Here is a 26,098-nt window from a genome sequence, read left to right as displayed (position 1 = left end):
TTGGCTCATGAAACACAGCAGACGACAGATAGCTGTGTCACTGAAAGTGACACATGATATCAATTAAGATTCATTTTTTAAGAAGTCGATTTTACGGGAGGAGACAGTGAAAAATGACTAAACAAGGAACTATCACGAGGATTGAAAAACAGAAGAATAATCAACAACGTTGTTCTATCTTTGTAGATGGTCAGTTTCTATTAGGTATAGATGCCAAGTTAGTTTATGAATATGAACTAAGTAAGGGGCAGCCAATGACAGAGAATCTATTGGATCAGCTTTTAGTAGATGAAGAGTTGGCTCAGGCTAAGAAGGCTGCTTTTAAACTACTATCTTATCGCCAACGAAGTCGGCAAGAATTGGTGAGTAGATTAATGGATAAAGGATTTAGTAGAGTAGTAATAGATAAAGTTATTAATGTACTAGATCGATTAGATTATATTGATGATCGAGAGTTTTCTCAAAGCTGGATTAAAGATCGTATTACAAGAGGTTTTGGCCCTTATCGAATTAGAAAACAATTACAGGAAAAAGGAGTTAGTAAAGATATTATAGAAGAAGAGATAGAAAGAGAATATGATTTTGATCTAGAGTATCAACTGGCTTTTGAGTTAGCTGATAAAAAGCAAGGTAGATATCATAGTTTATCTGATTGGGAGAAGAGAGGGAAACTAAAGCAGGTATTAAGAAGAAAGGGTTTTTCTTTTGAAGCAATTGATCTAGTTTTAGAGGATCTATTAACAGAGGAGGATTAAGATGAAGTTATTAGTCATGTCTGATACGCATATTAGAGGAACAACTCCTAGCAGGCGAATTGATAATTTTAAAGAGACTCTAATCAATAAATTACAGGAAGTTGATAAGATAGCCAGGAGGGAAGAGGTAGATTTTATCTTACATGCCGGCGATGTCTTTGACCGACCTAATCCAGCTCCTTCTGTAGTAAATGAGTTCTTACAAGTTCTACGTCAATTTAAAGTACCTATTTATGTAGTAGCAGGTAATCATGATCTATATGGTCATAATCCAGACACTTTATCACGGACAATGTTAGGTTTATTAATAACTTCAGGGGTATTAAAGATAATTAAGGAGCCGATTATATTAGAAGGAGAAGTTAAACTGCGGCTAACAGGTAAGCATTTCGATTATAATGTTGATACTGATGCTTCGGCTTATCAAGTAGATAAGTCTTCAGAGGTTGATTATGCTATTCATGTAGCTCATGGTATGTTGTTAGATAGGCCTTTTTTTGATCAAGGATATACCTTAATTGAGGATGTAGTGACAGAGGCTGATATTGTTGTGGCTGGTCATTATCATCTAGGCTTTGGAGAACAAGATCATAAAGAAACTAAGTTTATTAATCCAGGTGCTTTAGTTCGTATGAGTGCTGATACTAAAGAGATTGAACGCCAGCCTCAAGTTGCTTTAATTGATTTAGCAGATGAAATTGAGGTTGAGTTTAAGAAATTAAAATCTGCTAAACCAGGAGAAGAAGTATTAGATAGAACTGCTATAGAAGCGGCTGCTTTTAGAGAGAAAAAACTGGCTGATTTTACTCAGACTATCAAAGCAGCTGGTGAATTTAAATATTTTTCTGTAGAACAGATATTAGATCAAGTAGCTAACAATCAAGAAATTACTGAAGAAGTTAAGCAGGAAGCTTTAGAGAGGATCTCTAAAGCCCAAGAAGAATTAGGGAGTGAATAGGGCTGATGCAGAAGATTAAAAGGCTAAAAATAGAGAATTTTCAATCACATCAAGATACATGTATTGAGTTTAAGCAAGGTTTTAATATAATTACAGGCCCTTCTGATGAAGGAAAGTCAGCTATTATTCGTGCTTTAAGGTGGGTCTTATATAATGAGCCTTTAGGTGATTCATATATTCGAGTAGGTAAGAGTAGATGTCAGGTAACTTTAGAGTTGGATACTGGTTATCAGATTACTCGACGCAAAACCCCTAGTAAGAATGGTTATATAATAGTTGATCCTGAAGGGAATAAACAGGTACTTGAAAAGATTGGTCGCGGTGTACCAGAGGAAGTTACTAAGTTGCATCAGATGCCTAAGATTGAGTTAGATGCTGATTATGAGACGACTTTAAATCTAGATTATCAATTAGATGGGGCTTTCTTATTACATCAGCCTGGTAGTCTAAGGGCCAAGGCTTTAGGACGACTGTTAGATATTCATTTAGTCGATGCAGCTAGTCAAGAGACTAATCGTGATATAGGTAGATTGAAACGTGATGAAGCTAGTATAGCAGATGATGTTGATAAGATTGATAATGATCTAAAAGATTTTTCTGATCTACCAGAGTTGGCCCAGGAGATTGAAAAAAAAGAAGAAATATTACAAGAAATTAAAGATACTAAGAACAGATTAGATAAGCTAACTGAATTATATCAGAAATTAAAAGAAATTAAGCTAGAAGAAAAGAAATTAAAGGAGATAATAGCCCAATTATCTAATCTAGAGGTAGTTGGTCAGTTATTGACTACTTCTCAAAAGCAGAAAGAAAGGTTAAATAAGCTACAAGAGCTAAAATTAGACTTAGAACAAAAAAAAGAATCAATTGAAATTGGTAGAGAATTTATAACTCATTTTAGAGAATTGGATCAAGTAAGAGAATTGTTACCTAAAATAGAATCTCAAGTAGATAAGTTGATGAATTTAAAAGAATTAACTACTAAGTATCAACAATCAACTCAAGAAATTGCATATCATCAGGAATTACTAGAGGAGACTTCAGAAGTTAAAAGAGTAGCTCAAAAAATTGAGCAGGCAGTTGATTTGAAGAAAAAACTAGATGACTTAAAATCATTAGATGGTAACTGGCATGATTGCCAAAAGCAGATAGATAAGCAAGAGAAGTTAATAGCTTTATTTCCTACTTCTAATCAGCAACAAGAAGTAAAGGAAGATTTAAAAACTAGCTTTGAGAAGTTAGAAAAATTAGAGAAGATAGCAGTTAAATGGCAACAAGTAACTGAAAAGATAGACCAGAAAGAATCTAAGCTGGATCAGATTAGAGAGGAATTTGAAGAATCAATTACTAAATATAGCAATTTATTGCGAGAACAAGGAGAATGTCCAACTTGTTTCAGTAAAGTTAATGAAGGTTTAATTAACCAAATTATCAATAAGTATAAGGAGGAATCACAATGAGTAATTATCAGACTAAAATTGAGGAGTTACAAGATAAACTAGATGTAGCTGAAAAAAAGAAATTTAAGGCAGAAACTAAATTAGAGAATTTAGAAGACAAGAAAGAAGAATTATTAGAGCAGCTTAAGAAGTATGGTATTCAACCAGAAGAATTAGCAGATGAAATTAAGCGTTTAGAAGATAAACTAGATAACTCACTTGATAAGGCTGAAGATCTATTACCAGATGATGAAGTCTTAAAGCAGACAAGGAAGAAGTAAGATGGAAGTAGAAAATATTATTAAGCAGTTAGAGACTGATATTGAAACTAAGAAAGAAGAATATCATAACCGTAAGGCAGAGAAGAAGATCCTAGAACAGAGGAAGAAGAAAAAACTTACTGAGTTAACTGAATATAAAGAGGAAAGAGAATTGCTAGAGCAGGTTAATATTTTCTTACAGGAAGTTTCTAAATATGCTAGGGAACAGGCTAGACAACAGATTGAATTATTGGTTACTCAAGCTTTACAGGCTGTATTTGGAGCTGGTTTTAGTTTTGAAATTGAGATTGAGAAGAAACGTAATAGTTTTTCGGCTCAGTTTTATGTTGTTTCTGAGACTGGAGAAGAGCAGATTAAGAATATTCCTCAAAATGCTCGAGGAGGAGGAATTGTTGATGTAGTTTCTCTAGGATTGAGAGTTGCTATCTTAGAGACGTTACGGCGCCCTAAAGTTGCTGGCCCTTTAGTCTTAGATGAACCAGCTAAACATGTAAGTCAAGAGTATATTACTAATGTTGCTAAATTTCTAAAAACAATTAATGAACGCTTTAATCGACAAATTATTATTGTTACTCATCAACAGCATTTAGGTCAAATAGCTGATCAAGCTTTTAAAGTAGAACTAAAAGCAGGAGAGAGTCGGATAAGTAGCTTGACATAAAGAAGATAAAAAGTTAAAATGTTAATTGTGTATAGTATACTAGGTCAGCACATGCTTAATATTTTAAGATATAGACTAGTTATCTATCAGTAATTGTTTGACAATTAAATAATGAATGGAGGTGGAGTAGTTGGGATATGTATTAACTATACTTGGTTTAGTAATTGGCGGTTTAATTGGCTTTGCCATTAGAAAATATATTGGTGAAAGTAAGATTGGTTCTGCTGAAAAGGAAGCAGAAAAGATTGTAGAAAATGCTAAACGAGAGGCAGAATCTATTAAGCGAGAGTCCTTGGTTGAAGCCAAAGAAGAAGCTCATGAAATAAAAGAAGAAGTTGAACAAGAATGTCGGGGACGTCGTAATGAATTACAGAAGTTTGAAAGTAGATTAGTTAAGAAAGAAGATAATTTAGAGCGTAAAGCTGATAAATTATCCCAACAAGAAGAAGAACTTAAAAAGAGAAGAAAGAATATTAAGCAGAAGGAGACTGAAGTTGAAGAGTTATATGAAAAACATGAGCAGAAACTAGAACAGTTATCTGGATTAACTACTGAAGAAGCAAAAGACTTATTATTAAGTCGAGTAGAAGATGAAATAGAACATGAAAAAGCTAAAAAGATTAAAGATATGGAAGCTCAAGCCAAAGAAAAGGCAAATAAGAAAGCTAGAGAAATTATTTCTTCTGCTATTCAAAGATGTGCTGCTGACCATGTAGCTGAAACAACAGTTTCAGTAGTTAATTTGCCTAATGATGAAATGAAAGGTAGAATTATTGGGCGAGAAGGAAGAAACATTCGTGCTTTAGAAAGTTTAACAGGAATTGATTTAATTATTGATGACACTCCTGAGGCTGTTATCTTATCTGGATTTGATCCTATTAGACGAGAAATAGCTAGAATTGCTTTAGAGAAGTTAGTAGCTGATGGTCGAATCCATCCAGCTCGTATTGAAGAAATGGTAGAAAAAGCAAAAGAAGAGATTGATGATCGTGTTTATGAAGTAGGTGAACAAGCTACTTTTGATACTGGAGTGCATGGTTTAAATAAAGAGATTATTAGATTGCTTGGTAGATTAAAATATCGGACAAGTTATGGTCAAAATGTATTACAGCATTCTATAGAGGTGGCCCATTTAGCTAGTATTATGGCTGCTGAATTAGGAGTTAATGTTGATATAGCTAAACGAGCAGGTTTATTGCATGATTTAGGAAAAGCTGTTGACCATGAAGTTGAAGGACCACATGTTCAAATTGGTGTTGATTTAGCGCGTAAATATGGTGAAAGTGAAGAAGTAATTCAAGCTTTTGAAGCTCATCATGGTGATGTAGAACCTGCATCTATAGAGGCAGTTTTAGTTGCTGCAGCAGATGCTGTTTCTGCAGCAAGACCTGGAGCTAGAAGAGAGACTTTAGAGTCTTATATTAAGCGTCTAGAGAAGTTAGAAAGTATTGCTGATTCCTTTGATGGTGTAGAGAAAGCATATGCCATTCAAGCTGGACGAGAAGTTAGAGTTATAGTTGAGCCTGACCAAGTTGATGATAATCTAGCTAGTAAAATTTCTTATGAAGCATCTCAAGATATTGAAGAGAACTTAGATTATCCCGGTCAAATTAAAGTTACAGTAGTGCGTGAAACTAGATCAGTCGATTATGCTAAATAGAGAATTAATGACAGAGGTGGCCACTAAGGTTGCCTCTGTTTTTTTATTTTTATTATTTCTACTAATTTTTTCAATTATATTTAACTAATTTTAGTAGTTAAATAAATTTTCTTGAAATTTAAGCAGGAATTAATTAATAAATATTTAATTACTTAATTAAGAATAAAATACTTGATACTGTTAAAAATAACAGATAGATAAGTAGAAATAATATCTGAGCAAAATTATAATAACTAATAATTTTAATTTTTTACATAAAAAAGAAGGAATAATTTTGAAGATATAGAAGTAAATATATGGAATAACATATTTAATAAAAAATACTTAAGGAGGTATTCAAACATGGAAGTACTAAAGGTATCATCTAAATCAAGTCCTAAGTCAGTAGCTGGAGCTTTAGCTGGAGTTTTAAGAGAAAGGGAAGGTGCAGAGCTTCAGGCTATAGGAGCAGGCGCATTAAATCAAGCAGTAAAAGCAGTAGCTATTGCTAGAGGATATGTAGCTCCAAGTGGTAAGGACTTATTCTGCATTCCGGCTTTTACTGATATTGAGATTGATGGAGATGAAAGAACTGCTATTAAATTGATTGTAGAGTCTAGATAATTTATAAATTATGGGTAAGATGAAAAGCAACCTACCTGAATTCAGGTGGGTTGCTTTTTATTATTTAATTTACATATTTTTTTTATTTTAGATTAAAACTATCTAACAAAGCTCTATTATTTGGAGGTGAACTAGATGCCAATCGGGGTGATTCTTCTTATAGCTTTAGAAATATTAGTCTATTTAGGCTTTGCTGAAGAAATGATTAGAGAATTAGGAATTAGCAAAGGGACATTAGTCCTCTTTTTAGCAGCTATGATGTTAGGTAGTTTTATTGATATTCCTATTAGTGATGCTCCCTTAATTGAAATTAATGTAGGAGGAGCAATTATCCCTATTATTTTAGCTGTCTTTATTATAGTTAGAATAGAAGATAGTTCTAAATTGTTTAAGGCTATTTTATCAATTGTAGTAACTGGAATAGCTATTTTTTCCTTAACTAAATTATATCAATTTGAAGAAGGCCATACTTTAATTGATACTAACTATTTATTTCCTATAGTAGCTGGGGTAGTAGCTTACTTAACTGGGCGTTCTAGAAGAATAGCATTTGTAGCTGGTACCTTAGGTTTTGTAGTTTATGATTTGATTCATCTCTTTCAAGTTACATTAGGAGGAATTCCAGGAGATGTTAGTATTGGTGGAGCTGGTATCTTTGATTCAATAGTAATAAGTGGATTATTAGCTGTATTATTGGCTGAAATAGTTGGTGAATCACGAGAAGTATTATCTGAACAAGAAGATGATCTGTTTAAAAGAGGTTTAGCTAATGATATGGAATTTGGGAAATTGGATTCTAGTGTTGAAGAAGAGCGAGGGGATAGTAATGAAGAAGAGGAGTAAGGTTATAATATTATTACTCTGTTTATTAACTAGTTATTCTATAGTGAGCTGGGCTAAAGATGATTATTTTACTGTAGTCGATAAAAAGAGTGGAGATGTTGTTTTTGAAACAGCAATGGAAGTATCAGCTGGAGATTATTATATTAATGAAGAGAATAAGAAGTATAAAATAGTTAAAGTTAATGGTAAGCAGGCTAAAGCAGAGTTAGAGAAGAAAGTAAAATTGGTGGGAAGTGAAGAAGATAGACTAGCCTTGGCCCAAGGTTTATTGGCTCAAAAGAATAAAAAGTTAGTTGCTCTTTATCATACTCATGGTGCTGAATCCTATAAACCGACTAGTGGTACTGATAGTGAACCAGGTAAAGGAGATATTCGAGTAGTTAGTCATAGATTAGCAAAGGCATTAGAAGCAAAAGGGATTGAGGTTCGTTACAAAGACGCTAATCATGAACCTCATGATGGTGGAGCTTATGAACGATCTAGAAGAACGGCTATGAAGTTGGTACGTAATCGACCAGATGCTTTATTGGATATTCATCGTGATGGAGTACCTGATGCTAGAGAATATATTACTAAGGTAAATGAGAAAAAAGCAGCTAGAGTTAGATTAGTAGTAGGACGTCAAAACCCTCAGATAAAGGTAGTTGATAAATTTGCTAAACAATTTAAGGCAGTTACTGATAAATATTATCCAGGTCTAGTTAAAGGAATTTATTATGCTAGAGGAAAGTATAATCAAGATCTATCACCTAGATCTTTATTATTAGAATTTGGTACTCATGTAATTCCTCAACAATTGGCTGTTAATACTACTAATCTAGTAGCTAATTCAATTAATAAATTACTGTATGGAGCTCAAGGAGAGTTGCCTGATAAGGCTAGAGCAGGAGAAAATCGTAGTTCCTTTAGTTCAATTATGATTATTCTAGTTATAGCTATAATTGGAGGAGGACTTTTTTTAGTAGCTAATGAAGGGAGTCTAGCAGGTGCAATATCTCGGTTTAAGAATACTGATGATTCTTCTGATGATAGTTAGAGGGAGGGAGACTAGTGAAGTATGGATCTATGATTCTATTGGGAGTTAGTTTAGGGACGTTGGCCCGGTTAATGACCTTAAGAGTAGACTATAGACAGTATCCAGGCTATCCTAGAGGATATTTAGTCCATCTTACTTTTGGATTTATTGCTGCTGCATTAGGTGGATTAGTTGTTCCTGCATTGTTAGAAGCAAATTATGTTGCAGTAACCTTCTTAGGAGCTGCTGCTCAACAGTTTAGAGGGATTAGGACCATGGAGCGAGATTTTTTGTCTGAAATTGAAGATACTGAACTTGTTCCTCGAGGTGACGCTTATATTGAAAATATTGCTAAAGTATTTGAGGCCAGAAATTACTTGGCTATGGTTACTGCTTTTGTCAGTACAATAGGTTATTATATAGCCAATTTTTTTAATCTTCCTTCTATTCTTAACTTAGTAAGTGGGGTGCTATTAGGTGGAGGAATAGGTTATATTTTTTATTTGACAATGAGTGAGGAGACTATTAGTGATATTGCTAAAGTAAAAGTGGTAGACTTAGAATTTACTGGCCCTAATAATAGTAATATTGCAGTTGAAGATGTGGTAATAATGAATGTAGGGTTAAAAGAATCATTAGAAAAATGGAAAGAATCAGGTTTAGGAATAGTAGTGGCTCCTAAAGATGATGATGCTCGTGCTACATTAGCTAATATTGGTCAAAGGCAAGCAATGATTCATGATATAGTGAACCAACTAGGAGTTAAGCTAGATGTAGGAGTACAGGATTATACACCTTTAGCTAGATTAAATTTAGATACAGGAAGAGTCTGTATGATTATAATTCCTATGGAGGATGATCCGCCTTTTATAAAGCAAGCAGTGGAGAATACTCCAGTCTTAGAAGGTTCACGACGCCGACCATTAAAATCTGATCCAGGTAGAGCAGCTGCTGATTAAAATAGGGGGTTATGATTAATTTATGGATATAACTGATTTTATTTTAGCAATTGTGACTATGAAAGAAAACCAAGATAAGGTTGAGAGTGGTTCAGCACCAATCTTTTATGCTGATGATGAAGAAGAGCTAGAATATATTGCTATGATGATTTCTCGTTTAACCATATCAATGGTTCATGATTTAGGTAATGGAGTTTATATTTTAATCAAACACTAGGAGAAAAATATGAAAATAGTATGCTTAGGTTATTACCAGTCAGGAACTGCTTTACTAGTAGCCTCTTCTTATTTGAAATTATGGGAAGAAGGAGTTAATTCTAAACTTCAAAGTATTTTTAATTCTTTTAACCAGCAAGAAGAGACAGGTGAAGTTTTATCTTTAGGTATTGACCGGCAAGGGAATGAAGTTTTAGTCTTAGGCTGTCAAGGTCAGGAAGCTATAATAAGTAGAATGATTAGAGGATTTAAAAGTGTATTTGCTCTAGAAGAAGAAATTATACTGATCAATACTACCTCAGCAGATGATTTATTTATTAAGTATGGAGTCAAATTAAATAGATTAGGTTGGAAGAGGGTAGGAGAACAACTTATGAAAATAGGAGTTAAAAGAAGCCATTCTAGTATTAGGAAACTAGTGACTAGAATTGAAGAAAGGACTGCTAGTTTAAAATGAAAGTAATCTATTATTGTTATGGCAGTGCTCATTCTTCTGTTTTAGCAGCAGCAATTCATATAGGTAAGTTGCCTACTGATCAAATAGCTAGTAAAGATATGATTCGACAAGTGCCTCATTATGATCAGACAAAATCCTATCAAATAGGTCACCCCTTTTATTATGGTCAAGATGAATTAGGAAATGAAGTCTATATTCTAGGAATGGGTAGTAAGCGTAACTTAGTTAAAGAAGTTTTACTTAATTTTCTAGAGTTATACGATATAAATAGTAATCAAATAATGCTAGTTGCAGCGTTGCCATATGTTAATTTTTTAACCAAGATAGGCGGTAATTTATCACGACGATTTGGTTTAGTAAAGTTAGGTAGACCATTAACTATTTATAGTTTGCAGAAGTCTTATTTCGAATATGTAGATCTAGTATTTAAGGTAAAGCAGAGGTTAAAACAGTTTCAAGATATCAGTAGCTAGAAGGATTAATAAAATTCACCTTGACTAATCTAGTTGAGTATAAGATAATAATATATTGGTAGTCAATTATAGAGGTGATAAATATGGCTAAGAATGAAGAATTTGAAAGAGTAGACTCTTATATAGAGGTTGAATCAGTAACTGAAGATAGTATTGCTGATGAATTAGGATTAAAAGCAGGAGACAAACTAATTAGAATTAATGGACAACCTATGAGAGATTTTATAGATTATAAGTTTTGGTTGACTGATACTTATTTAGAGTTAGAAGTAATGACTAAAGATGGCGAATATTGGATTTTAGAAGTAGAAAAAGACTATGATGAAGAGTTAGGAATTGATTTTTCCGATATAATTTTTGATCAATTAAAGACTTGTCAAAATAATTGTATTTTCTGCTTTGTAAATCAGGCTCCTACTGAGTCTAGAGACACATTAAATTTAAAGGATGATGATTATCGTTTTTCTTTTTTGTCAGGTAGTTATATTACTTTGACTAACTTATCTGAAGAAGAATTTAATAGAATTAAACGATTACATTTAAGCCCATTGAATATTTCAGTACATAGTACCAATCCTGAAGTTAGAAAGAAAATGTTAAACAATAAAAATGCTGGAAGAATACTAGAACAGATTGAAGAATTAGTTGAGACAGGGATTGAACTTAATACTCAGATAGTACTATGTCCAGGCGTTAATGATGGGCAGTATTTAAAACAAACAATTGCAGATTTAGGACAATTTGCCCCACAAATTAAGTCATTAGCTATTGTTCCTGTAGGTTTAACTAAATATAGAGAAGATTTATATAATTTAAGATCTTTTACTTCGCAAGAAGCTGAAGAGATAATTAAAGAAGTTGAAAGTTGGCAGCTGAAATTTAAAGAAGAGACAGGAATTAATTTTGTATATTTATCTGATGAGTTTTATTTTTTAGCTGATCAAGCAGTTCCTTCTGCTCAATATTATGATAATTTTCCTCAGTTGGAGAATGGTGTAGGAATGGTTAGAGTTTTATGGGATGAGTTTGAAGAGCTAAAAGAGCAGTTACCTACTAGTGTAGAAGAGAAACGAAAGGTTTCTATAGTCAGTGGAGTATTAGGAGCTCAGGCTTTAGAACCTATAGTAGACAGGCTGAATCAGATTAGTAAGTTAAAGGTAGATCTATTAGAGGTAGATAATAACCACTTTGGATCTGAAGTAACTGTTACGGGGTTATTAACAGGAGAAGATATTCTAGCTGCTTTAGATAAGACTGATTTAGGGGAGTTGGTCTTATTGCCAGAAGTATTATTGAATGATGATAATTTATTCTTAGATGATCTATCATGGGCCAACTTTACAGATCAAGTTTCTAGTCCAGTAGTACAAGTGAAGAATAAAGCAGTTGATATAGTAGAAAGAGTATTAGATAAAGACTTTGGAGGTGCGGATAATGGCTAAACCAGTAGTAGCAATTGTAGGACGACCAAATGTAGGTAAATCGACTTTATTTAATCGCTTAGTAGGAGAAAGGATTTCTATTGTAGAAGATGAACCTAGTATTACTCGAGATAGAATCTATGCTGAGACAGAGTGGCTAGGTGATCCATTCTTATTAGTGGATACAGGTGGAATTGAATTTAATGAGGATGTAGAGGTTAAGGAACAGATGCGTTATCAAACACAAATAGCAATTGATGAAGCAGATGTTATTTTATTTGTTGTTAATATTAGAGATGGCTTAACTGAAAATGATAGAGAAATAGCTAATTTTTTACGTCAAGCAGATAAGCCAGTAATTATAGTAGGTAATAAGTCTGAGAATATTGACGAGGCTAGAATGGCTCAGTATGATTTTTATGAGTTAGGCTTTCCAGAGATCTGTTTAGTCTCTGCTGAACATGGACAAGGTACAGGAGATCTATTAGATGAGGTAACTAGTAACTTTTCTGAGTTAGATAAACCAGATTATGATGAAGACGCAATTAAGTTTTCTTTAGTGGGACGGCCTAATGTAGGAAAGTCATCTTTAGTTAATCGAATGTTAGGAGAGAAGCGAGTAATTGTCAATGATGAGGCAGGAACTACTCGTGATGCTATTGATACTCCATTTAGAAGTGCTGATCAAGAGTATGTAATGATTGATACAGCTGGTATGAGACGAAAGAGTAAGGTAGACCCTGGAGTAGAAAGATATAGTGTTATTCGAGCTCTAGGAGCTGTAGATAGATCAGATGTTGCTTTAGTAGTTATTGATGCCCAAGAAGGAATTACTAATCAGGATAAGAGAATTGCTGGCTATGCCCATGAAGAAGGAAAGGCAATTATTTTAGTAGTCAATAAATGGGACTTAATTGAGAAAGGTAATAATACAATGGATCGTTATATTGAAGAGATGAGATATCAAGTACCTTTCTTGAATTATGCGCCAATTACTTTTGTTTCTGCTCTAACAGGACAACGGGTCATAGAGTTGTTAGATTTAGTTGATTATGTTGTTGAAGAGAATGAAAAGCGAGTTAAGCGCAATGTCTTAACAGAAGTAGTTAATGAAGCCCAAGAAGTTGTAGAAGCACCTTCTGATAAGCGAGGTAGAAGGTTAAAGATTTATGGAGTTAAACAAGTAGGAATTAAACCTCCATCTTTTGTGATATTTGTTAATGATCCTGAATTGCTTAATTTCTCTTATAAACGATATCTTAAAAATGAGATCCGTAAAGCCTTTGGTTTTGAAGGGACTTCAATTAGAATTATCCCTCGTAAAAACTAAGATAGGAGGTTGGATAATGAAAATAACTTTAATTATGTTGGCTGGATATTTATTAGGTTCTATTCCTTTTGGTTTACTAGTAGCTAAGTTGATTAAAGGAAAGGATATTAGAGAGTATGGTAGTGGTAATATTGGAGCAACTAATGCTTTTCGTTTAATGGGCTTGAAATTTGGAGTCTTAGTAGCCTTATTAGATATAGGTAAGGGAGTAGTGGCTGTTAAGTTGGCCCAGGCTGTATTAGGTGATCAAGTGCTATTGGCTCTATTAGCTGGCTTAATGTCTGTGGCAGGGCATAATTTATCTCTCTTTTTAGGATTTGAAGGAGGAAGAGGAGTAGCTACATCCGTTGGTGTCTTAGGTAGCTTAGCTCCTTTAGTAGTAATTATTGTTTTTGTTGTCTGGTTGAGTATTGTATTATTGACTAAATATGTTTCTTTGGGTTCTATTACTGGTGCTGCTTTAATTCCGGTGTTAATGTTTTTCTTTGATAAAGATATGACCTTAGTTATTTTTAGTCTGTTAATTGCTATCTTTGTTATTTATAGCCATCGACCTAATATCAAAAGGCTATTGGCTGGTGAAGAAAATAAGGTTAGCTTAAATCAACGAGTTGATGAATAGGAGGCAGAAATAATGAAAGATAAAGTAGCAGTAATTGGTGGAGGAAGCTGGGGAACAGCTTTGGCCTTACAACTGCATCGTAATGGATATCAAGTCTGTATTCAAGATGTCTCTAAACAGAAAGTAACTGAGATAAATCAAGAACATAGAAATTCTTATCTACCTGATATTGAACTACCTGTTGACCTACAGGCTACTACTGACTTAGAAGAAGCAGTAACAGAAGCTAAGCTGGTAGTTGTAGTAGTACCTTCTCATGTAATGAGAACTGTAGCCCAGAACTTACAAGGGTTAATAGCTGACGATACTATTATAGTAAGTGCTAGTAAAGGATTAGAAGAAGGAACTAATCTACGCATGACTGAAATTTTAGCAGAAGAACTGACTAACCATCAAGATCAAGTAGTGGCTTTAAGCGGGCCAACTCACGCTGAGGAAGTAGTATTAGATCATCCTACAACAGTAGTAGTAGCCCATAAAGATAAGAAGTTGGCCCAGCAAGTACAGGATATCTTTATGTCTGATAAGTTTAGAGTCTATACTAATCCTGATGTGGTTGGTGTTGAGTTAGGAGCTACAGTCAAGAATAGTATTGCAATTGCGGCTGGAATCGCAGATGGATTAGGTTATGGAGATAATGCTATTGCTGCTTTAGTAACTCGTGGTATTACAGAGATCAAACGTTTAGGAGTTGCAATGGGAGCTAAAGCAATGACCTTTGCTGGATTGACAGGATTAGGTGACTTAGTTGTAACTTGCACTAGTCGCCATAGTCGTAATCGGCGCTTAGGTCATAAGATTGGTTCTGGAAATACTCTTGGCCAAGCTCTAGATGAGATGCAGATGATAGCAGAAGGAGTAAAGACTACAAAAGCAGTTCATTCTTTAGCTCAAGAGCTGAATGTAGAGATGCCAATTGTAGGACAGGTATATCAGATCTTATTTGAGGATAAAGAGCCTAAAGAGGCAGTTAATAACTTAATGTTACGAGGAAAGAAACATGAAATCGAAGCAGTAGCAAAAGTAAAAGCATGGTAGTAGAGTAGAGCTTTTGTAGTTCTACTCTTTTTTTATTTAATTCTCTCCTTTCTTTTCTGTTATTTTCTTGCTAAAGGAATATTCTAAGCTGTCGGTCATATATATATAGTGATATTTCAATGCAGAAGAATTGAGGGAGGGGCAAATATGGAATCGTTTAATATCTATCAAGATATTGCTACTAGAACAAATGGCGATATCTATATAGGAGTAGTTGGCCCGGTAAGAACAGGAAAATCTACTTTTATTAAAAAGTTTATGGATCTGTTGGTGTTACCAAATATTGATGATGAAAATAGCAAAGAACGTGCGCAAGATGAATTACCTCAGAGTGGTGAAGGGCGAAGGATTACCACAACTGAACCTAAGTTTGTGCCTAATCAGGCGACAAAGATTAATTTAGATGATAATATTGATTTAAATGTTAGATTAGTTGATTGTGTAGGCTATAAAGTAGGTGGCGCTTTAGGATATGAAGAAAACGAAGGTCCTAGAATGGTAACTACTCCTTGGTATGAAGAGCCTATTGCTTTTGAAAAAGCGGCTGAGCTAGGAACAGCTAAAGTAATTAAAGACCATTCCACAATAGGACTAGTAGTAACTACTGATGGTTCAGTTACAGAGTTGCCACGTGAGAATTATATAGAGGCTGAAGAAAGAGTAATAGAAGAATTAGATCAATTAGGAAAACCATTTATTATTACTCTTAACTCAGCCCATCCAGAAAGTAGAGAGACTAAAGAGTTAGCAGAAGAATTAGAAGAAAAGTATAATAGACGAGTTATTCCTGTTAATTGTAGTAAATTAGATTCTAATGATATTACCTATCTGTTGCAAGAGGTATTATATGAATTTCCTCTACGGGAGATTAATATCAACCTACCACTTTGGACAGATGAGTTGGCTACTGAACACTGGTTAAGTCAGGATCTAGACCAAAATATCAATCAAGCTGTTAATAATGTCTACAGCATAAGAGATATTGATAATCTTTCTAACAATTTAACTGATAGTAATCATTCTAAACGAGTAAATATTAATGATCTTGATTTAGGTAGCGGAATAGCCGATTTAGATTTTACTTTAGAAGGAGATCTGTTTTTTGAAGTATTAGAAGAAGAGACTGGTTTAGAAGTTGGAGATGAGAGAGAGTTATTTAGTCTCATTAAAGATTTGAGTGTTGCTAAAGAAGAGTATGATCGAATAGCAGATGCTTTAGATGAAGTCAAAGAACGAGGTTATGGAATTGTAACTCCTGATTTAGAAGATATGATCTTTGATGAGCCAGAAAAGATAAAACGTGGTGGCCATTTTGGAGTAAAATTAAGAGCTGCTGCTCCTTCTATTCATTTAGTTAGAGCAGATATTGAGACTGAAGTTTCTCCTGTGGTTGGTACTGAAAAACAGTGTGAAGAATTAATTCATTTCTTCGAAACTGAATTTGAGGAAAACCCACAAGCAGTTTGGGACTCAGACTTTTTAGGTAGATCATTACATGAATTAGTTAAAGATGGTATTAATAACAAATTATATCGTATGCCAGTCAATGCCCAAGAGAAACTTAGAGATACTTTAGAGAAAATTGTAAATGAGGGAAGTGGTGGTCTAATCTGTATTATACTCTAATCAAAGTACCGGTCTTATAGACCGGCTTTTATTTTTTTTGAAAAAAGAAGGAGAAATAAATGATATCAAGAAGTTTAACTGTGGCATAATAATTATCAGCAAGGAAATATTATTAAATAGGAGGTTGATTAGAATGGCAAGTAATATTACAAAAACTGATCTAGTAGATCAGGTTGCTAACAAAACAGGACTTACTAAGAAGGATACGAAGGAGACAGTTAATGCATTATTAGATGTAATTGCTAATAATTTAAAAGAAGAGGCTACTAAGCCTGCTGAAGAGAGATCTAAGATTCAGTTTATTGGATTTGGTGGTTTTGAAGTTAGAGATCGTAGTGCTAGAACTGGTCGTAATCCTCAAACAGGTGAAGAAATGGAGATTCCTGCTCGAACTGTACCAGCATTTAAAGCAGGAAAGTCACTTAAAGAAGAAGTAAATGTAAAATAATAGTTAATTTTTAATGGGCAGGGAGATCTTCTTCCTGTCTTTTATTATTAATTAAAATTTGAAAAAAGAAGAAATTTTAATTATAATAGTAAATAATAATTGAAATGGAAGGTGGGAGTAGGATGAGTAGTCAGAAGATTTTTTTAGATGGAGAATTAGTAGATAAGGGAGCAGCTAATGTATCAGTTTTTGACCATGGACTGTTATATGGTGATGGTATCTTTGAAGGTATTAGAGCATATAATAGTCGTATTTTTCGTTTTGAAGAACACTTAGATAGGTTGTATGAGTCTGCTAAAGCTATTCTGTTAGATATTCCAATGTCTAAAGATGAGATGCGAGAGGCAGTATTAAAGACAGTTCGGGCCAATGAATTAGAAGATGCATATATTAGATTAGTTGTTACACGTGGAATAGGAGATTTAGGGTTGGACCCTCAAAATTGTGATAAGGCAACAGTAATTATCATTGCTAGTGATATTACTCTTTATCCAGAGGAGTTTTATGAAAATGGATTAGAGGTAGCTACTGTGCCAACAAGAAGGAATATTCCTGAAGCTTTAAATCCACGAATTAAGTCATTAAATTACTTAAATAATATTTTAGCTAAGATTGAAGCTAATCGAGCTGGAGTTCTAGAGGCAATTATGTTAAATAATGAAGGCTATGTAGCTGAATGTACAGGAGATAATATTTTCATTATTAAAGACGGTAAGTTAATTACTCCACCTACATATATAGGTGCTTTAAAAGGAATTAAACGAGGAGTAGTCTTAGATGTTGCCCCTGAATTAGATTTAGAGGTAGCAGAAGAAGTCTTTACTCGCCATGACCTATATACTGCAGATGAATGTTTCTTAACAGGTACAGCAGCAGAAGTAATTCCTGTAATTGAAATAGATGGTCGAGAGATTGCGGATGGTCAGCCAGGAGAATATACTCAACAATTGATTGAGGAATTTAGAGAACGGGCCAATACAACTGGAACTCCTATTTATCAAGAATAGATTTTAGTGAAGCGCAACCTATTAAGGTTGTGCTTTTACTTTAAAAAATGATATTTTTTCTTGTATCTTATACTTAATGGTGTTATAATTTAAGGTAAATGTTCAGCTTTAAGAAACAAGTGTGTTAAATATCGGTACATATACTGGTGTAATGCTAATTAAAGGTGGTTAGATAGATATGGAAGAAAAGTTTTATATTGTAGCTGAGCAGGCCCTATCAGAAGCTATGAAGAAGACGGTACAGGTTAAAAAATTGTTAGCATCTGGTGAAGAGAGACAGATAAAAGAAGCAGTCAAACGAGTAGGTTTAAGTAGAAGTGCTTATTATAGATATAAGGACTGTATTTTTTCTTTTGATGAAGAGAAACAGCAGGAGTTAGTTACTTTATCTTTATTAGCTATGGATAGAGCAGGAATTTTATCTCAAGTATTAACCAAGATTGCTCAGTACCAAGGTAATATTTTAACTATTAATCAGGACTTACCTTTAGCTGATGTAGCACATATTACTTTGACTATGGAGGTTAATGAATTATCTATAACCTTAGAAGGGTTATTAGAGAAATTAAAAGAGATAGAAGGTATTAAGAAGACAGAAGTGATTACCCAGAGTTTTAAAGGAGAATAAAAGGTCGAATTAAAATAAGGAGGAGAATAGTATGGAGGAGATTAAAGTAGGTTTGTTAGGTTGCGGAACTGTTGGTTCTGGTGTTTATAAGATTCTACAAGATAATGAAGAAAGTATTGCAAATAAAGCTGGTGCAAAATTAACAGTCAATAAGGTATTGGTAAAGGATACAAGCAAGGAACTACCTGTTAAAGTGGAGCAACAGTTATTGACAGATGATTTTGAGGATATACTCAATGACCCTGAGATAGAGATTGTCGCTGAATTGATTGGAGGGGTACATCCTGCTAAAGAGTTTGTTTTAAGATCTTTAGAAAGTGGTCGTAGTGTAATTACAGCTAATAAAGAATTAATTGCTAAACATGGTAATGAAATATTAAGTGCTGCTGATGAAAATGGAGTTGATATTTACTTTGAGGCCAGCGTAGGAGGTGGAATTCCTATCATTAGTCCTTTAAAAGAGGATTTAGCAGGTAATAAAGTAACTAAAATTATGGGAATTGTAAATGGAACTACTAATTATATCCTAACAAAAATGGATCAAGAAGGAGCAGAATTTAAAGAGGTACTAGAGCAAGCGCAGGAACTAGGTTATGCTGAGGCAGATCCTACTTCTGATATAGAGGGCTATGATGCTGCTTATAAATTGGCTATCTTAGCTTCTATTGGTTTTGAATCACGAGTTGATATAGACCAAGTTTATGTAGAAGGAATTACTGATATTACAGAAGAAGATATCTCTTATGCTAAGGAGTTAGGTTATAAAATAAAATTGTTGGCTATTGGTAAAGAAGAAGATGGAGTAGAAGTTAGAGTACACCCTACTTTAATTCCTGCCAGTCACCCTTTAGCTTCGGTTAATGATGTATTCAATGCTGTCTTTGTAGAAGGTGATGCTATTGGAGAAGTAATGTTTTATGGTCCAGGAGCAGGACAGATGCCAACTGGTAGTGCAGTAGTCGGTGATATTATTTCTGCAGCTCGAAATATTGATTTTGATGCCCAAGGTAGAATTCCTTGTACTTGCTTTGAAGATAAAGAATTTAAGGCACAGGATGAGACAGATACTAGTTTCTATCTACGCTTGAATGTCTGGGATAAGCCAGGAGTACTAGGCAAGATTACTGGCTTATTAGGAGAATATAATGTCAGTCTTGAATCAGTGATTCAAAAAGGTAGAAGTGTAGAAGAGGCAGTACCATTGGTATTAGTCACTCATAAAGTTAAAGAAGGAGATTTAACTGCTGCTCTAGAAGAGATCAAAGCTTTAGATGAGGTAAGAGAAGTAGCTAATTTAATCAGAGTAGAAGAATAAGGCTAATAAGGGAGGATAAAGTAAGATGGGATTAGTTGTACAAAAGTATGGTGGAAGTTCAGTTGCTAATGTAGATAAGATTAAGCGTGTAGCAGAAAGAATTGTAAAGAGAAAAAAAGCAGGTAATCAGGTAGTATCTGTAGTATCAGCTATGGGAGATCAGACAGACGAATTGATTGAATTGGCTAATCAGATCACAGAGACACCACCTAGACGTGAATATGATATGTTAGTTTCTACTGGCGAGCAGGTCTCAGTAGCTTTATTGGCTATGGCCATTAATGAGTTAGGTGAGGATGTTGTTTCTTTAACTGGTTCACAAGTGGGAATTATTACTGATGATCTGCATAGTAAAGCCCAAATTTTAGATATTGAGTCTGAGCGTTTAGAAGAAGAGTTGAGTCAGGATAAGATTGTCATTGTTGCTGGTTTTCAAGGGGTAACAGTTAATAATGATATTACTACCTTAGGCCGTGGCGGTTCAGATACAACAGCAGTAGCTGTAGCTACAGCTTTAGAAGCTGATGTTTGTGAAATTTATACTGATGTAGATGGAGTTTATACTACTGATCCAAGAGTTGTAGAAGAAGCTTGTAAACTACCAGAAGTATCCTATGAAGAGATGTTAGAACTAGCTAGTTTGGGAGCTGATGTCTTACATCCAAGATCAGTAGAGATTGCCAAAGAATATGATATTAAGTTAGCAGTTAAGTCAAGTTTTTATTGTAGTCCAGGAACTTATATTAAGGAGGTAGGAGAATTGGAAAAGAGTAATGTAGTTAGCGGAGTAACTTGTAATCAAGATGAAGTTAAATTATCGGTAGTTGGAGTGCCTGATGAACCGGGAGTAGCTTCGGAAATCTTTAGTAAGTTAGGAGAGCAAGGTATTAATGTAGATATGATTATTCAGAATCTACACTATAGTGATGTAAATGATATTAATAATGATGTTGATGTCAATGATATTACCTTTACTATTGAAGAAGATGATTTAAATCAAGCTAAAGATATTTTAACAGAACTTAGAGATGAATTAGATTATAAGAAGTTAATTATTGATAAAGATGTAGCTAAGGTATCTATTGTAGGAGCAGGAATGGTAACTAATTCTGGTGTAGCTGCTAAGATGTTTAATTCTTTAGCCGAAGAAGAGATTAATATTGAGATGATTAGTACATCAGAGATTAAGATATCTTGCTTATTAGATAAAGATCAAGCTGATGATGCTGTACAAGCTATTCATGACCAGTTTGAGTTGGCTAGTATAAGTGATCAAAATGCTTAGAATACAGGTGCCAGCTACTACTGCCAATTTAGGACCTGGTTTTGATACATTAGGGTTGGCCCTGGATCTGTATAATCAACTAGAGATAAAAGAGATAGAAGAAGGCTTACAGATCGAAGTAACAGGATATGGTCAAGAAAAACTACCGACTGATGAGAGTAATCTAGTCTATCAAGCAATGGATAAAGTATTTAAACAGGTTAATTATCAGCCGACAGGAATTTACTTAAAGTTGGTTAATAAAATACCTTTGGCTAGAGGGTTAGGAAGTAGTGCTGCAGCAATAGTAGGTGGTGTAGTAGCTGCTAATAAATTAGTAGGAGAGAAGTTATCAACTGCTGAGTTACTTAATTTAGCAACAGAGCTAGAAGGACATCCTGATAATGTAGCTCCAGCTTTATTAGGAGGAGTTGTTGTTTCTAATTTACAAGATGGAGATGTAATGTATGAGAAGATAGATGCTCCTAAAATACAGGCTGTAGTCTGTATTCCTAACTATCAGGTATCAACAGTTGAATCACGAGAAGTTTTGCCTGATAGTGTAAAGTTTGAAGATGCCATTTTTAATGTAAGTCATACGGCATTATTGATTACTGGATTATTGAATAGAGACTATGAATTAGTTGGTAAGGCATTAGAGGATAGATTACATCAGCCTTATCGACAAGAAATTATTCCTGGATTTAAAGAAATTGTTACAGAAGTTGGAGAAGAAGCACTAGGAGTAGTTTTGAGTGGTTCAGGGCCAACTATAGTAGCCCTTACTTTAGAGCAGATAGAAGTAGAGAAGATAGGTAAGCAGATGGTTTCAATATTTGCTGAGCAGGATATTGCAGCAGATTATTTAGTTACAACTCCGACTAATCAAGGAGTAACTATTTATTAACTTATAACTCCTTTAGTAGCTGGAAATAACCCAGTTTCTAAAGGAGTTTTTCTATTTGTACATATTTAGTGTCAGTGTGAGGAGTGAGTGTATTACGAAAATTTTCTGTTGGAACTTGTAAGGAATTTAACTGTACACTATAAACTGTAAATTATAAACTAATATAATGTGTTGGCGCACACAGTAAATTTAAGAAAATAAGTGTACTATAAATAAAAAAAGGAATTGTATATAAAGTGTTGAAGTCTATAAATAGAAAGCAATTATAGATAATAAGGAGGCAATAAAGTGAAGAAATTTTATTCTCTATTAGTAGCTATTTTATTAGTAACAGTAATGATTAATCCAGTATCTGCAGCCAATAAGTTAGGAGCTAAATCCTATGGAATGGGAGGGGCTTTTACAGCAGTAGCAGATGATGCTAGTGCCTTATACTGGAATCCAGCTGGTTTGACTCAGACTAATTTAATCGGTTTACAAGCTAGTTTAGGTGGTAAAATTGATGATGATATTAGTGAGGTAGCTGATTTCATTGATAAAGTAAAGAGCAAACCTTCTGCTAAAGAATTAAAGGATTTAGAGTTACCTAAAGATGTTAATGCTAATTTAAATGGTATGGCTAACGTTAATCTAGGTAAATTTGCTATAGGAGGAATTGTCAATGATGACTTTCACTTTTCTGGTCAGGAAAAAAATGTTAAAGAGGGTTATAAAGTACCAGAAGGGACAGCAACTAATACTTTAGTAGGACAAGGTCTATTAGGCTTTGGAACTAAAGTTATAGATCCTCCTTTAATAGGTGCTTTATCAGTTGGAGCTACTGGAAAGTTACTGTCTGCTAGACATGATGTAGCTGTAACAACAGTAGATGATTCTAGGAATTTAACTACAACTTTTGATAAAGAGACAAAAGAAGGATTTGGAGCTGATGTAGGTGCTTTAGCTACATTAACTGATACTGATATAGTTAATGTGAAAGCTGGAGCTACAGTAAAAAATGCAATTAATACTATAGACCTATCTGACAAAACAGAGGTTTTAGATAGAACTACTACTTTAGGAGTAGGGGCCAACTTTAAGTTTCCACTAATAGAGGTCTTTTCAGCTCGTGTAGCAGCTGATTTAGAAATGCCTGAGAGAGGAGAAAATATTAAACGCCTTGGTCTTGAAGGCACTTTAGGAGCTTTTTCTTTACGATTAGGAACTTATCAGCAGGGTAGCCAAGATAGTGTCTATACTGGTGGTATTGGTTTGAATCTACCATTTGTAGACTTTAATTTAGCTGCTGACTCTGATAAATATGTTAATCTATCTGGTACCTTTAACTTTTAATTTAGTAACTGGACGAAGTTATACTTCGTCCAGTTTTTTTATGTTTAAATTGTTTGAATATTTAAACGTGGTTCTTGACAAAACTGGTTAAGCATATTATAATGTAAGATGTCAGACGACTTACAAGTGTATATTGATTAAAGTAGTATAAGTTATTTAAAAATGTATTATTTGGTTCCAATTATAAATGATACTTGATCTATAAAAGGAGGGGTTAGTAGTAATATGCGAGCTTATGATATTATTGCCAAGAAAAGAGAGGGTAAAAAATTAACTGAAGAAGAGCTAAACTTCTTAATTGATGGATATACCCAAGGAGAGATTCCTGACTATCAGATGTCAGCTTGGGCAATGGCTGTCTTCTTTCAAGGATTAGATAAAGAAGAGACAGCTAATTTAACTGAGATCATGGCTCAATCAGGTGATACAATTGATTTAAGTGCTATTCAAGGTGTTAAGGTTGATAAGCATAGTACAGGTGGAGTAGGCGATACAACTACTCTAGTGTTAGCTCCTTTAGTTGCTGCTTGTGGAGCACCAGTAGCTAAGATGTCAGGTCGTGGTCTAGGTCATACTGGTGGAACAATTGATAAGTTAGAGTCTATTACTGGATTCAATACTGCCTTACCACAAGATAAATTTATTGATAGCGTCAATGAAAAAGGATTAGCTGTAGCAGGGCAGACAGGTGATTTGGCCCCAGCTGATAAGAAATTATATGCTCTACGTGATGTAACTGCTACTGTTGATTCGATTCCGTTGATTGCTAGTAGTATTATGAGTAAGAAGATAGCTTCTGGAGCAGATGCTATTACTTTAGATGTTAAAGTTGGTAGTGGTGCTTTCATGAAAGATTATCAAGGGGCTAAAGAGTTGGCCCAGACTATGGTTCAAATTGGAAAGAATGTAGGTCGGAAGACAAGAGCAGTTATCTCTGATATGGATCAGCCATTAGGTTTAGCAGTAGGTAATGCTTTAGAGGTAGAAGAGGCAATCAAGACTTTACAAGGAGCAGGGCCAACTGACTTAACAGAGTTATGTTTGACTTTAGGTAGTCAGATGCTAGTTTTAGGTGAAATAGCTGATAACCAAGAAGAGGCTAGAGTTAAGTTAGAAGAAGTACTTGCTGATGGAACTGCTTTAGCTAAACTAAAAGAGATGATAGCTAATCAAGGTGGTCAGGCTGAAGTAATAGATGATTTAGAGTTATTACCACAGGCTGAGCATAAATTAGAAGTTACAGCTCCAGAATCAGGTTATATTCAACGAATTGAGGCCCAAGATGTAGGAGTAAGTGCTCTATCATTAGGAGCAGGTCGAGAGACTAAAGAATCAGAGATTGATTTAGCAGTAGGAGTTAAATTGGCTAAAAAGAGAGGCGATAAAGTAGAGTCAGGTGATAAAATTGCTACTTTATACTACAATGATGATGAGCAACTTAAAGAGGCTAAAGAAAAGCTATTGACTGCTTATCAAATTGGTACTGATAAACCTGAAACAACTCCATTAATTTATGAAATTATAGATTAATATAAAAATCTGAAACTCTTTGAAAGGAGAGATTAAAGATGAGAGAAGAATTAATAGAAGCTGCTAGAAAAGTTCGTAAGAATGCTTATGTACCTTATTCTGAATTTAAGGTAGGGGCGGCTTTATTGACAGCAGAAGGAGATATTTATACAGGTTGTAACGTAGAGAACTCATCTTATGGTTTAGCTAATTGTGCAGAAAGAACAGCTATCTTTAAGGCTGTTTCTGAAGGTAAGCAGGATTTTAAAGCACTAGCTGTAGTAACAGATACAGATCAACCTGCAACTCCTTGTGGAGCTTGTCGGCAGGTAATTAGTGAATTTGGCCCAGATATTGAAGTAATTATGGCCAATTTAGATGGTGATGTAATTACTAGAGATATAAACGAACTATTGTGGGGGGCATTTTCACTAACAGAATAATTTTTATTTGAGATAGTTAAGGAGGAAGAGATATGAAAGATGTTCTAGTGTCAACATTATCAGGTATGGCAGTTGGATCTCTATTTTCTATTTTAAAGTTACCAATACCAGCACCTCCAGCATTAGCAGGAGTAATGGGGATAGTAGGTATTTATCTAGGATTTATACTAATTCAAGCTTTTTAAAGGCTAAATAATAAATATTTCAGAGGTGAAATGATGGATAATAAGTTAGCAGAGTTTATTGATCATACTATTTTAGGAGCTGATACAACAGCTGAAGATGTAAAAGAGAAATGTCGGGAAGCATTAGAATATAACTTTGCTTCTGTATGTATTAACCCTAGCTATGTTCCTGTAGCTAAAGAAGAGTTACAAGAAAGTGAAGCTAAGGTTTGTACAGTAATTGGATTTCCATTAGGTAGTACAACTTCTCAAATAAAGGCTTTAGAAGCTAAAGAAGCAGTTGATAATGGAGCCCAAGAGATTGATATGGTAATTAATATAGGTGCCTTAAAGTCAGGTGACTGGGATTTAGTTAAAGAAGATATTGTAGCTGTTGTTGAAGCAACAGGTCAAGCTCTAACTAAAGTTATTATTGAGACTTGTTATTTAACTGATCAAGAGAAGAAAAAAGCCTGCCAGATTGCTCAAGAAGCAGGAGCAGATTTTGTTAAGACTTCTACTGGTTTTGGTACTAATGGAGCTACTATAAGTGATGTTAAGTTAATGCGAGAAGTAGTAGGAGATGATTTAGGAGTGAAAGCTTCTGGTGGAATCAGAGATAAAGAAACAGCTATTAGAATGATTGAAGCTGGAGCTACTAGAATTGGTGCTAGTTCAGGTGTAAAGATTATAAGTGGACAAGAAGTTACAAGTAATTATTAAA

The 26,098-nt window shown here is 34.3% G+C and carries 29 protein-coding genes; all 29 read left to right on the top strand.

Features of this window, described 5'->3' with window-relative positions; translation table 11 throughout:
* Window positions 1–113 precede the first annotated feature (113 nt).
* The 29 genes from ACYQ39_RS02800 (at window position 114) to deoC (ending at window position 26,097) form a co-directional block, all read left to right on the top strand.
* The gene (locus ACYQ39_RS02800) at window positions 114–755 is read left to right on the top strand and encodes a RecX family transcriptional regulator (RefSeq protein ID WP_459840357.1); all 642 of its coding nucleotides are present in this window, start codon (window positions 114–116) and stop codon (window positions 753–755) included.
* Window position 756: 1 nt separating this feature from the next.
* A complete protein-coding gene (locus tag ACYQ39_RS02795) occupies window positions 757–1,713 on the top strand; it encodes a metallophosphoesterase family protein (RefSeq protein ID WP_459840356.1) in 957 nt (318 codons plus the stop codon).
* A 5-nt stretch (window positions 1,714–1,718) separates the two neighbouring features.
* Window positions 1,719–3,173 (top strand): AAA family ATPase, encoded by a 1,455-nt coding sequence (locus ACYQ39_RS02790; protein ID WP_459840355.1) that lies wholly within the window; start codon window positions 1,719–1,721, stop codon window positions 3,171–3,173.
* Window positions 3,170–3,433 (top strand): hypothetical protein, encoded by a 264-nt coding sequence (locus tag ACYQ39_RS02785; RefSeq protein WP_459840354.1) that lies wholly within the window; start codon window positions 3,170–3,172, stop codon window positions 3,431–3,433. Before ACYQ39_RS02790 ends, ACYQ39_RS02785 begins: the two co-directional genes overlap by 4 nt.
* 1 nt (window position 3,434) lies before the next feature.
* Window positions 3,435–4,094: an ATP-binding protein gene (locus tag ACYQ39_RS02780; protein WP_459840353.1), complete on the top strand. Its 660-nt coding sequence runs from the start codon at window positions 3,435–3,437 to the stop codon at window positions 4,092–4,094.
* A gap of 130 nt (window positions 4,095–4,224) precedes the next feature.
* Entirely contained in the window at window positions 4,225–5,754 is a 1,530-nt protein-coding gene (gene rny / locus ACYQ39_RS02775; protein WP_459840352.1) for a ribonuclease Y, read from the top strand.
* A 342-nt stretch (window positions 5,755–6,096) separates the two neighbouring features.
* Window positions 6,097–6,357 carry a stage V sporulation protein S gene (locus ACYQ39_RS02770; RefSeq protein ID WP_459840351.1) on the top strand — a complete coding sequence of 87 codons (261 nt, stop codon included), beginning with the start codon at window positions 6,097–6,099 and terminating at the stop codon, window positions 6,355–6,357.
* Window positions 6,358–6,492: 135 nt separating this feature from the next.
* Window positions 6,493–7,200 (top strand): DUF1614 domain-containing protein, encoded by a 708-nt coding sequence (locus tag ACYQ39_RS02765; protein WP_459840350.1) that lies wholly within the window; start codon window positions 6,493–6,495, stop codon window positions 7,198–7,200.
* Complete coding sequence (gene spoIIP / locus ACYQ39_RS02760; protein ID WP_459840349.1) at window positions 7,184–8,236, top strand: stage II sporulation protein P; 1,053 nt, start codon at window positions 7,184–7,186, stop codon at window positions 8,234–8,236. Before ACYQ39_RS02765 ends, spoIIP begins: the two co-directional genes overlap by 17 nt.
* 14 nt (window positions 8,237–8,250) lie before the next feature.
* A complete protein-coding gene (locus ACYQ39_RS02755) occupies window positions 8,251–9,174 on the top strand; it encodes a YIEGIA family protein (RefSeq protein ID WP_459840348.1) in 924 nt (307 codons plus the stop codon).
* Window positions 9,175–9,196: 22 nt separating this feature from the next.
* Complete coding sequence (locus ACYQ39_RS02750; RefSeq protein WP_459840347.1) at window positions 9,197–9,391, top strand: capping complex subunit for YIEGIA; 195 nt, start codon at window positions 9,197–9,199, stop codon at window positions 9,389–9,391.
* Window positions 9,392–9,400: 9 nt separating this feature from the next.
* Window positions 9,401–9,847: a DUF3189 family protein gene (locus ACYQ39_RS02745; RefSeq protein ID WP_459840346.1), complete on the top strand. Its 447-nt coding sequence runs from the start codon at window positions 9,401–9,403 to the stop codon at window positions 9,845–9,847.
* Window positions 9,844–10,320, top strand: a complete 477-nt coding sequence (locus ACYQ39_RS02740) for a DUF3189 family protein (RefSeq protein ID WP_459840345.1) — start codon at window positions 9,844–9,846, stop codon at window positions 10,318–10,320. The genes ACYQ39_RS02745 and ACYQ39_RS02740 overlap by 4 nt, the downstream gene beginning before the upstream one ends.
* Before the next feature lie 83 nt (window positions 10,321–10,403).
* The gene (locus ACYQ39_RS02735) at window positions 10,404–11,762 is read left to right on the top strand and encodes a DUF512 domain-containing protein (protein WP_459840344.1); all 1,359 of its coding nucleotides are present in this window, start codon (window positions 10,404–10,406) and stop codon (window positions 11,760–11,762) included.
* Window positions 11,755–13,071 carry a ribosome biogenesis GTPase Der gene (der, locus tag ACYQ39_RS02730; RefSeq protein ID WP_459840343.1) on the top strand — a complete coding sequence of 439 codons (1,317 nt, stop codon included), beginning with the start codon at window positions 11,755–11,757 and terminating at the stop codon, window positions 13,069–13,071. Before ACYQ39_RS02735 ends, der begins: the two co-directional genes overlap by 8 nt.
* A gap of 16 nt (window positions 13,072–13,087) precedes the next feature.
* On the top strand, window positions 13,088–13,693 hold the full coding sequence (gene plsY / locus ACYQ39_RS02725) for a glycerol-3-phosphate 1-O-acyltransferase PlsY (protein WP_459840342.1): 606 nt from the start codon (window positions 13,088–13,090) through the stop codon (window positions 13,691–13,693).
* Between the two features lie 12 nt (window positions 13,694–13,705).
* Complete coding sequence (locus ACYQ39_RS02720; protein ID WP_459840341.1) at window positions 13,706–14,731, top strand: NAD(P)H-dependent glycerol-3-phosphate dehydrogenase; 1,026 nt, start codon at window positions 13,706–13,708, stop codon at window positions 14,729–14,731.
* 147 nt (window positions 14,732–14,878) lie between these two features.
* Entirely contained in the window at window positions 14,879–16,357 is a 1,479-nt protein-coding gene (gene spoIVA, locus ACYQ39_RS02715; RefSeq protein ID WP_459840340.1) for a stage IV sporulation protein A, read from the top strand.
* 133 nt (window positions 16,358–16,490) lie between these two features.
* Window positions 16,491–16,805 (top strand): HU family DNA-binding protein, encoded by a 315-nt coding sequence (locus tag ACYQ39_RS02710; protein WP_459840339.1) that lies wholly within the window; start codon window positions 16,491–16,493, stop codon window positions 16,803–16,805.
* 122 nt (window positions 16,806–16,927) lie between these two features.
* Entirely contained in the window at window positions 16,928–17,812 is an 885-nt protein-coding gene (ilvE, locus tag ACYQ39_RS02705; RefSeq protein ID WP_459840338.1) for a branched-chain-amino-acid transaminase, read from the top strand.
* A 178-nt stretch (window positions 17,813–17,990) separates the two neighbouring features.
* Window positions 17,991–18,440: an ACT domain-containing protein gene (locus ACYQ39_RS02700; RefSeq protein WP_459840337.1), complete on the top strand. Its 450-nt coding sequence runs from the start codon at window positions 17,991–17,993 to the stop codon at window positions 18,438–18,440.
* Window positions 18,441–18,471: 31 nt separating this feature from the next.
* Window positions 18,472–19,755 carry a homoserine dehydrogenase gene (locus ACYQ39_RS02695; RefSeq protein WP_459840336.1) on the top strand — a complete coding sequence of 428 codons (1,284 nt, stop codon included), beginning with the start codon at window positions 18,472–18,474 and terminating at the stop codon, window positions 19,753–19,755.
* Between the two features lie 25 nt (window positions 19,756–19,780).
* A complete protein-coding gene (locus ACYQ39_RS02690; protein WP_459840335.1) occupies window positions 19,781–21,040 on the top strand; it encodes an aspartate kinase in 1,260 nt (419 codons plus the stop codon).
* On the top strand, window positions 21,033–21,926 hold the full coding sequence (gene thrB, locus ACYQ39_RS02685) for a homoserine kinase (protein WP_459840334.1): 894 nt from the start codon (window positions 21,033–21,035) through the stop codon (window positions 21,924–21,926). Before ACYQ39_RS02690 ends, thrB begins: the two co-directional genes overlap by 8 nt.
* 288 nt (window positions 21,927–22,214) lie before the next feature.
* The gene (locus tag ACYQ39_RS02680; RefSeq protein ID WP_459840333.1) at window positions 22,215–23,258 is read left to right on the top strand and encodes a porin family protein; all 1,044 of its coding nucleotides are present in this window, start codon (window positions 22,215–22,217) and stop codon (window positions 23,256–23,258) included.
* A 225-nt stretch (window positions 23,259–23,483) separates the two neighbouring features.
* A complete protein-coding gene (locus tag ACYQ39_RS02675; protein ID WP_459840332.1) occupies window positions 23,484–24,788 on the top strand; it encodes a pyrimidine-nucleoside phosphorylase in 1,305 nt (434 codons plus the stop codon).
* A 38-nt stretch (window positions 24,789–24,826) separates the two neighbouring features.
* Window positions 24,827–25,210 carry a cytidine deaminase gene (locus ACYQ39_RS02670; protein WP_459840331.1) on the top strand — a complete coding sequence of 128 codons (384 nt, stop codon included), beginning with the start codon at window positions 24,827–24,829 and terminating at the stop codon, window positions 25,208–25,210.
* A 32-nt stretch (window positions 25,211–25,242) separates the two neighbouring features.
* Window positions 25,243–25,395, top strand: coding sequence for a XapX domain-containing protein (locus ACYQ39_RS02665; RefSeq protein ID WP_459840330.1), 153 nt, complete (start codon window positions 25,243–25,245; stop codon window positions 25,393–25,395).
* Between the two features lie 33 nt (window positions 25,396–25,428).
* The gene (gene deoC / locus ACYQ39_RS02660) at window positions 25,429–26,097 is read left to right on the top strand and encodes a deoxyribose-phosphate aldolase (RefSeq protein WP_459840329.1); all 669 of its coding nucleotides are present in this window, start codon (window positions 25,429–25,431) and stop codon (window positions 26,095–26,097) included.
* The last annotated feature ends 1 nt before the right edge of the window (window position 26,098 follow it).

This window comes from Halanaerocella petrolearia (assembly GCF_054657875.1).
The sequence above is the reverse complement of the archived record's forward strand: the minus strand, read 5'-3'. Positions and strand labels throughout refer to the sequence as shown.

What these genes read in the sequence shown, in the direction of transcription:
- ACYQ39_RS02800 (WP_459840357.1), top strand. Translation starts at nt 114, where the DNA reads ATGACTAAACAAGGAACTATCACGAGGATTGAAAAACAGAAGAATAAT.
- ACYQ39_RS02795 (WP_459840356.1), top strand. Translation starts at nt 757, where the DNA reads ATGAAGTTATTAGTCATGTCTGATACGCATATTAGAGGAACAACTCCT.
- ACYQ39_RS02790 (WP_459840355.1), top strand. Translation starts at nt 1,719, where the DNA reads ATGCAGAAGATTAAAAGGCTAAAAATAGAGAATTTTCAATCACATCAA.
- ACYQ39_RS02785 (WP_459840354.1), top strand. Translation starts at nt 3,170, where the DNA reads ATGAGTAATTATCAGACTAAAATTGAGGAGTTACAAGATAAACTAGAT.
- ACYQ39_RS02780 (WP_459840353.1), top strand. Translation starts at nt 3,435, where the DNA reads ATGGAAGTAGAAAATATTATTAAGCAGTTAGAGACTGATATTGAAACT.
- ACYQ39_RS02770 (WP_459840351.1), top strand. Translation starts at nt 6,097, where the DNA reads ATGGAAGTACTAAAGGTATCATCTAAATCAAGTCCTAAGTCAGTAGCT.
- ACYQ39_RS02765 (WP_459840350.1), top strand. Translation starts at nt 6,493, where the DNA reads ATGCCAATCGGGGTGATTCTTCTTATAGCTTTAGAAATATTAGTCTAT.
- spoIIP (WP_459840349.1), top strand. Translation starts at nt 7,184, where the DNA reads ATGAAGAAGAGGAGTAAGGTTATAATATTATTACTCTGTTTATTAACT.
- ACYQ39_RS02750 (WP_459840347.1), top strand. Translation starts at nt 9,197, where the DNA reads ATGGATATAACTGATTTTATTTTAGCAATTGTGACTATGAAAGAAAAC.
- ACYQ39_RS02745 (WP_459840346.1), top strand. Translation starts at nt 9,401, where the DNA reads ATGAAAATAGTATGCTTAGGTTATTACCAGTCAGGAACTGCTTTACTA.
- ACYQ39_RS02740 (WP_459840345.1), top strand. Translation starts at nt 9,844, where the DNA reads ATGAAAGTAATCTATTATTGTTATGGCAGTGCTCATTCTTCTGTTTTA.
- ACYQ39_RS02735 (WP_459840344.1), top strand. Translation starts at nt 10,404, where the DNA reads ATGGCTAAGAATGAAGAATTTGAAAGAGTAGACTCTTATATAGAGGTT.
- der (WP_459840343.1), top strand. Translation starts at nt 11,755, where the DNA reads ATGGCTAAACCAGTAGTAGCAATTGTAGGACGACCAAATGTAGGTAAA.
- plsY (WP_459840342.1), top strand. Translation starts at nt 13,088, where the DNA reads ATGAAAATAACTTTAATTATGTTGGCTGGATATTTATTAGGTTCTATT.
- ACYQ39_RS02720 (WP_459840341.1), top strand. Translation starts at nt 13,706, where the DNA reads ATGAAAGATAAAGTAGCAGTAATTGGTGGAGGAAGCTGGGGAACAGCT.
- spoIVA (WP_459840340.1), top strand. Translation starts at nt 14,879, where the DNA reads ATGGAATCGTTTAATATCTATCAAGATATTGCTACTAGAACAAATGGC.
- ACYQ39_RS02710 (WP_459840339.1), top strand. Translation starts at nt 16,491, where the DNA reads ATGGCAAGTAATATTACAAAAACTGATCTAGTAGATCAGGTTGCTAAC.
- ilvE (WP_459840338.1), top strand. Translation starts at nt 16,928, where the DNA reads ATGAGTAGTCAGAAGATTTTTTTAGATGGAGAATTAGTAGATAAGGGA.
- ACYQ39_RS02700 (WP_459840337.1), top strand. Translation starts at nt 17,991, where the DNA reads ATGGAAGAAAAGTTTTATATTGTAGCTGAGCAGGCCCTATCAGAAGCT.
- ACYQ39_RS02695 (WP_459840336.1), top strand. Translation starts at nt 18,472, where the DNA reads ATGGAGGAGATTAAAGTAGGTTTGTTAGGTTGCGGAACTGTTGGTTCT.
- ACYQ39_RS02690 (WP_459840335.1), top strand. Translation starts at nt 19,781, where the DNA reads ATGGGATTAGTTGTACAAAAGTATGGTGGAAGTTCAGTTGCTAATGTA.
- thrB (WP_459840334.1), top strand. Translation starts at nt 21,033, where the DNA reads ATGCTTAGAATACAGGTGCCAGCTACTACTGCCAATTTAGGACCTGGT.
- ACYQ39_RS02675 (WP_459840332.1), top strand. Translation starts at nt 23,484, where the DNA reads ATGCGAGCTTATGATATTATTGCCAAGAAAAGAGAGGGTAAAAAATTA.
- ACYQ39_RS02670 (WP_459840331.1), top strand. Translation starts at nt 24,827, where the DNA reads ATGAGAGAAGAATTAATAGAAGCTGCTAGAAAAGTTCGTAAGAATGCT.
- ACYQ39_RS02665 (WP_459840330.1), top strand. Translation starts at nt 25,243, where the DNA reads ATGAAAGATGTTCTAGTGTCAACATTATCAGGTATGGCAGTTGGATCT.
- deoC (WP_459840329.1), top strand. Translation starts at nt 25,429, where the DNA reads ATGGATAATAAGTTAGCAGAGTTTATTGATCATACTATTTTAGGAGCT.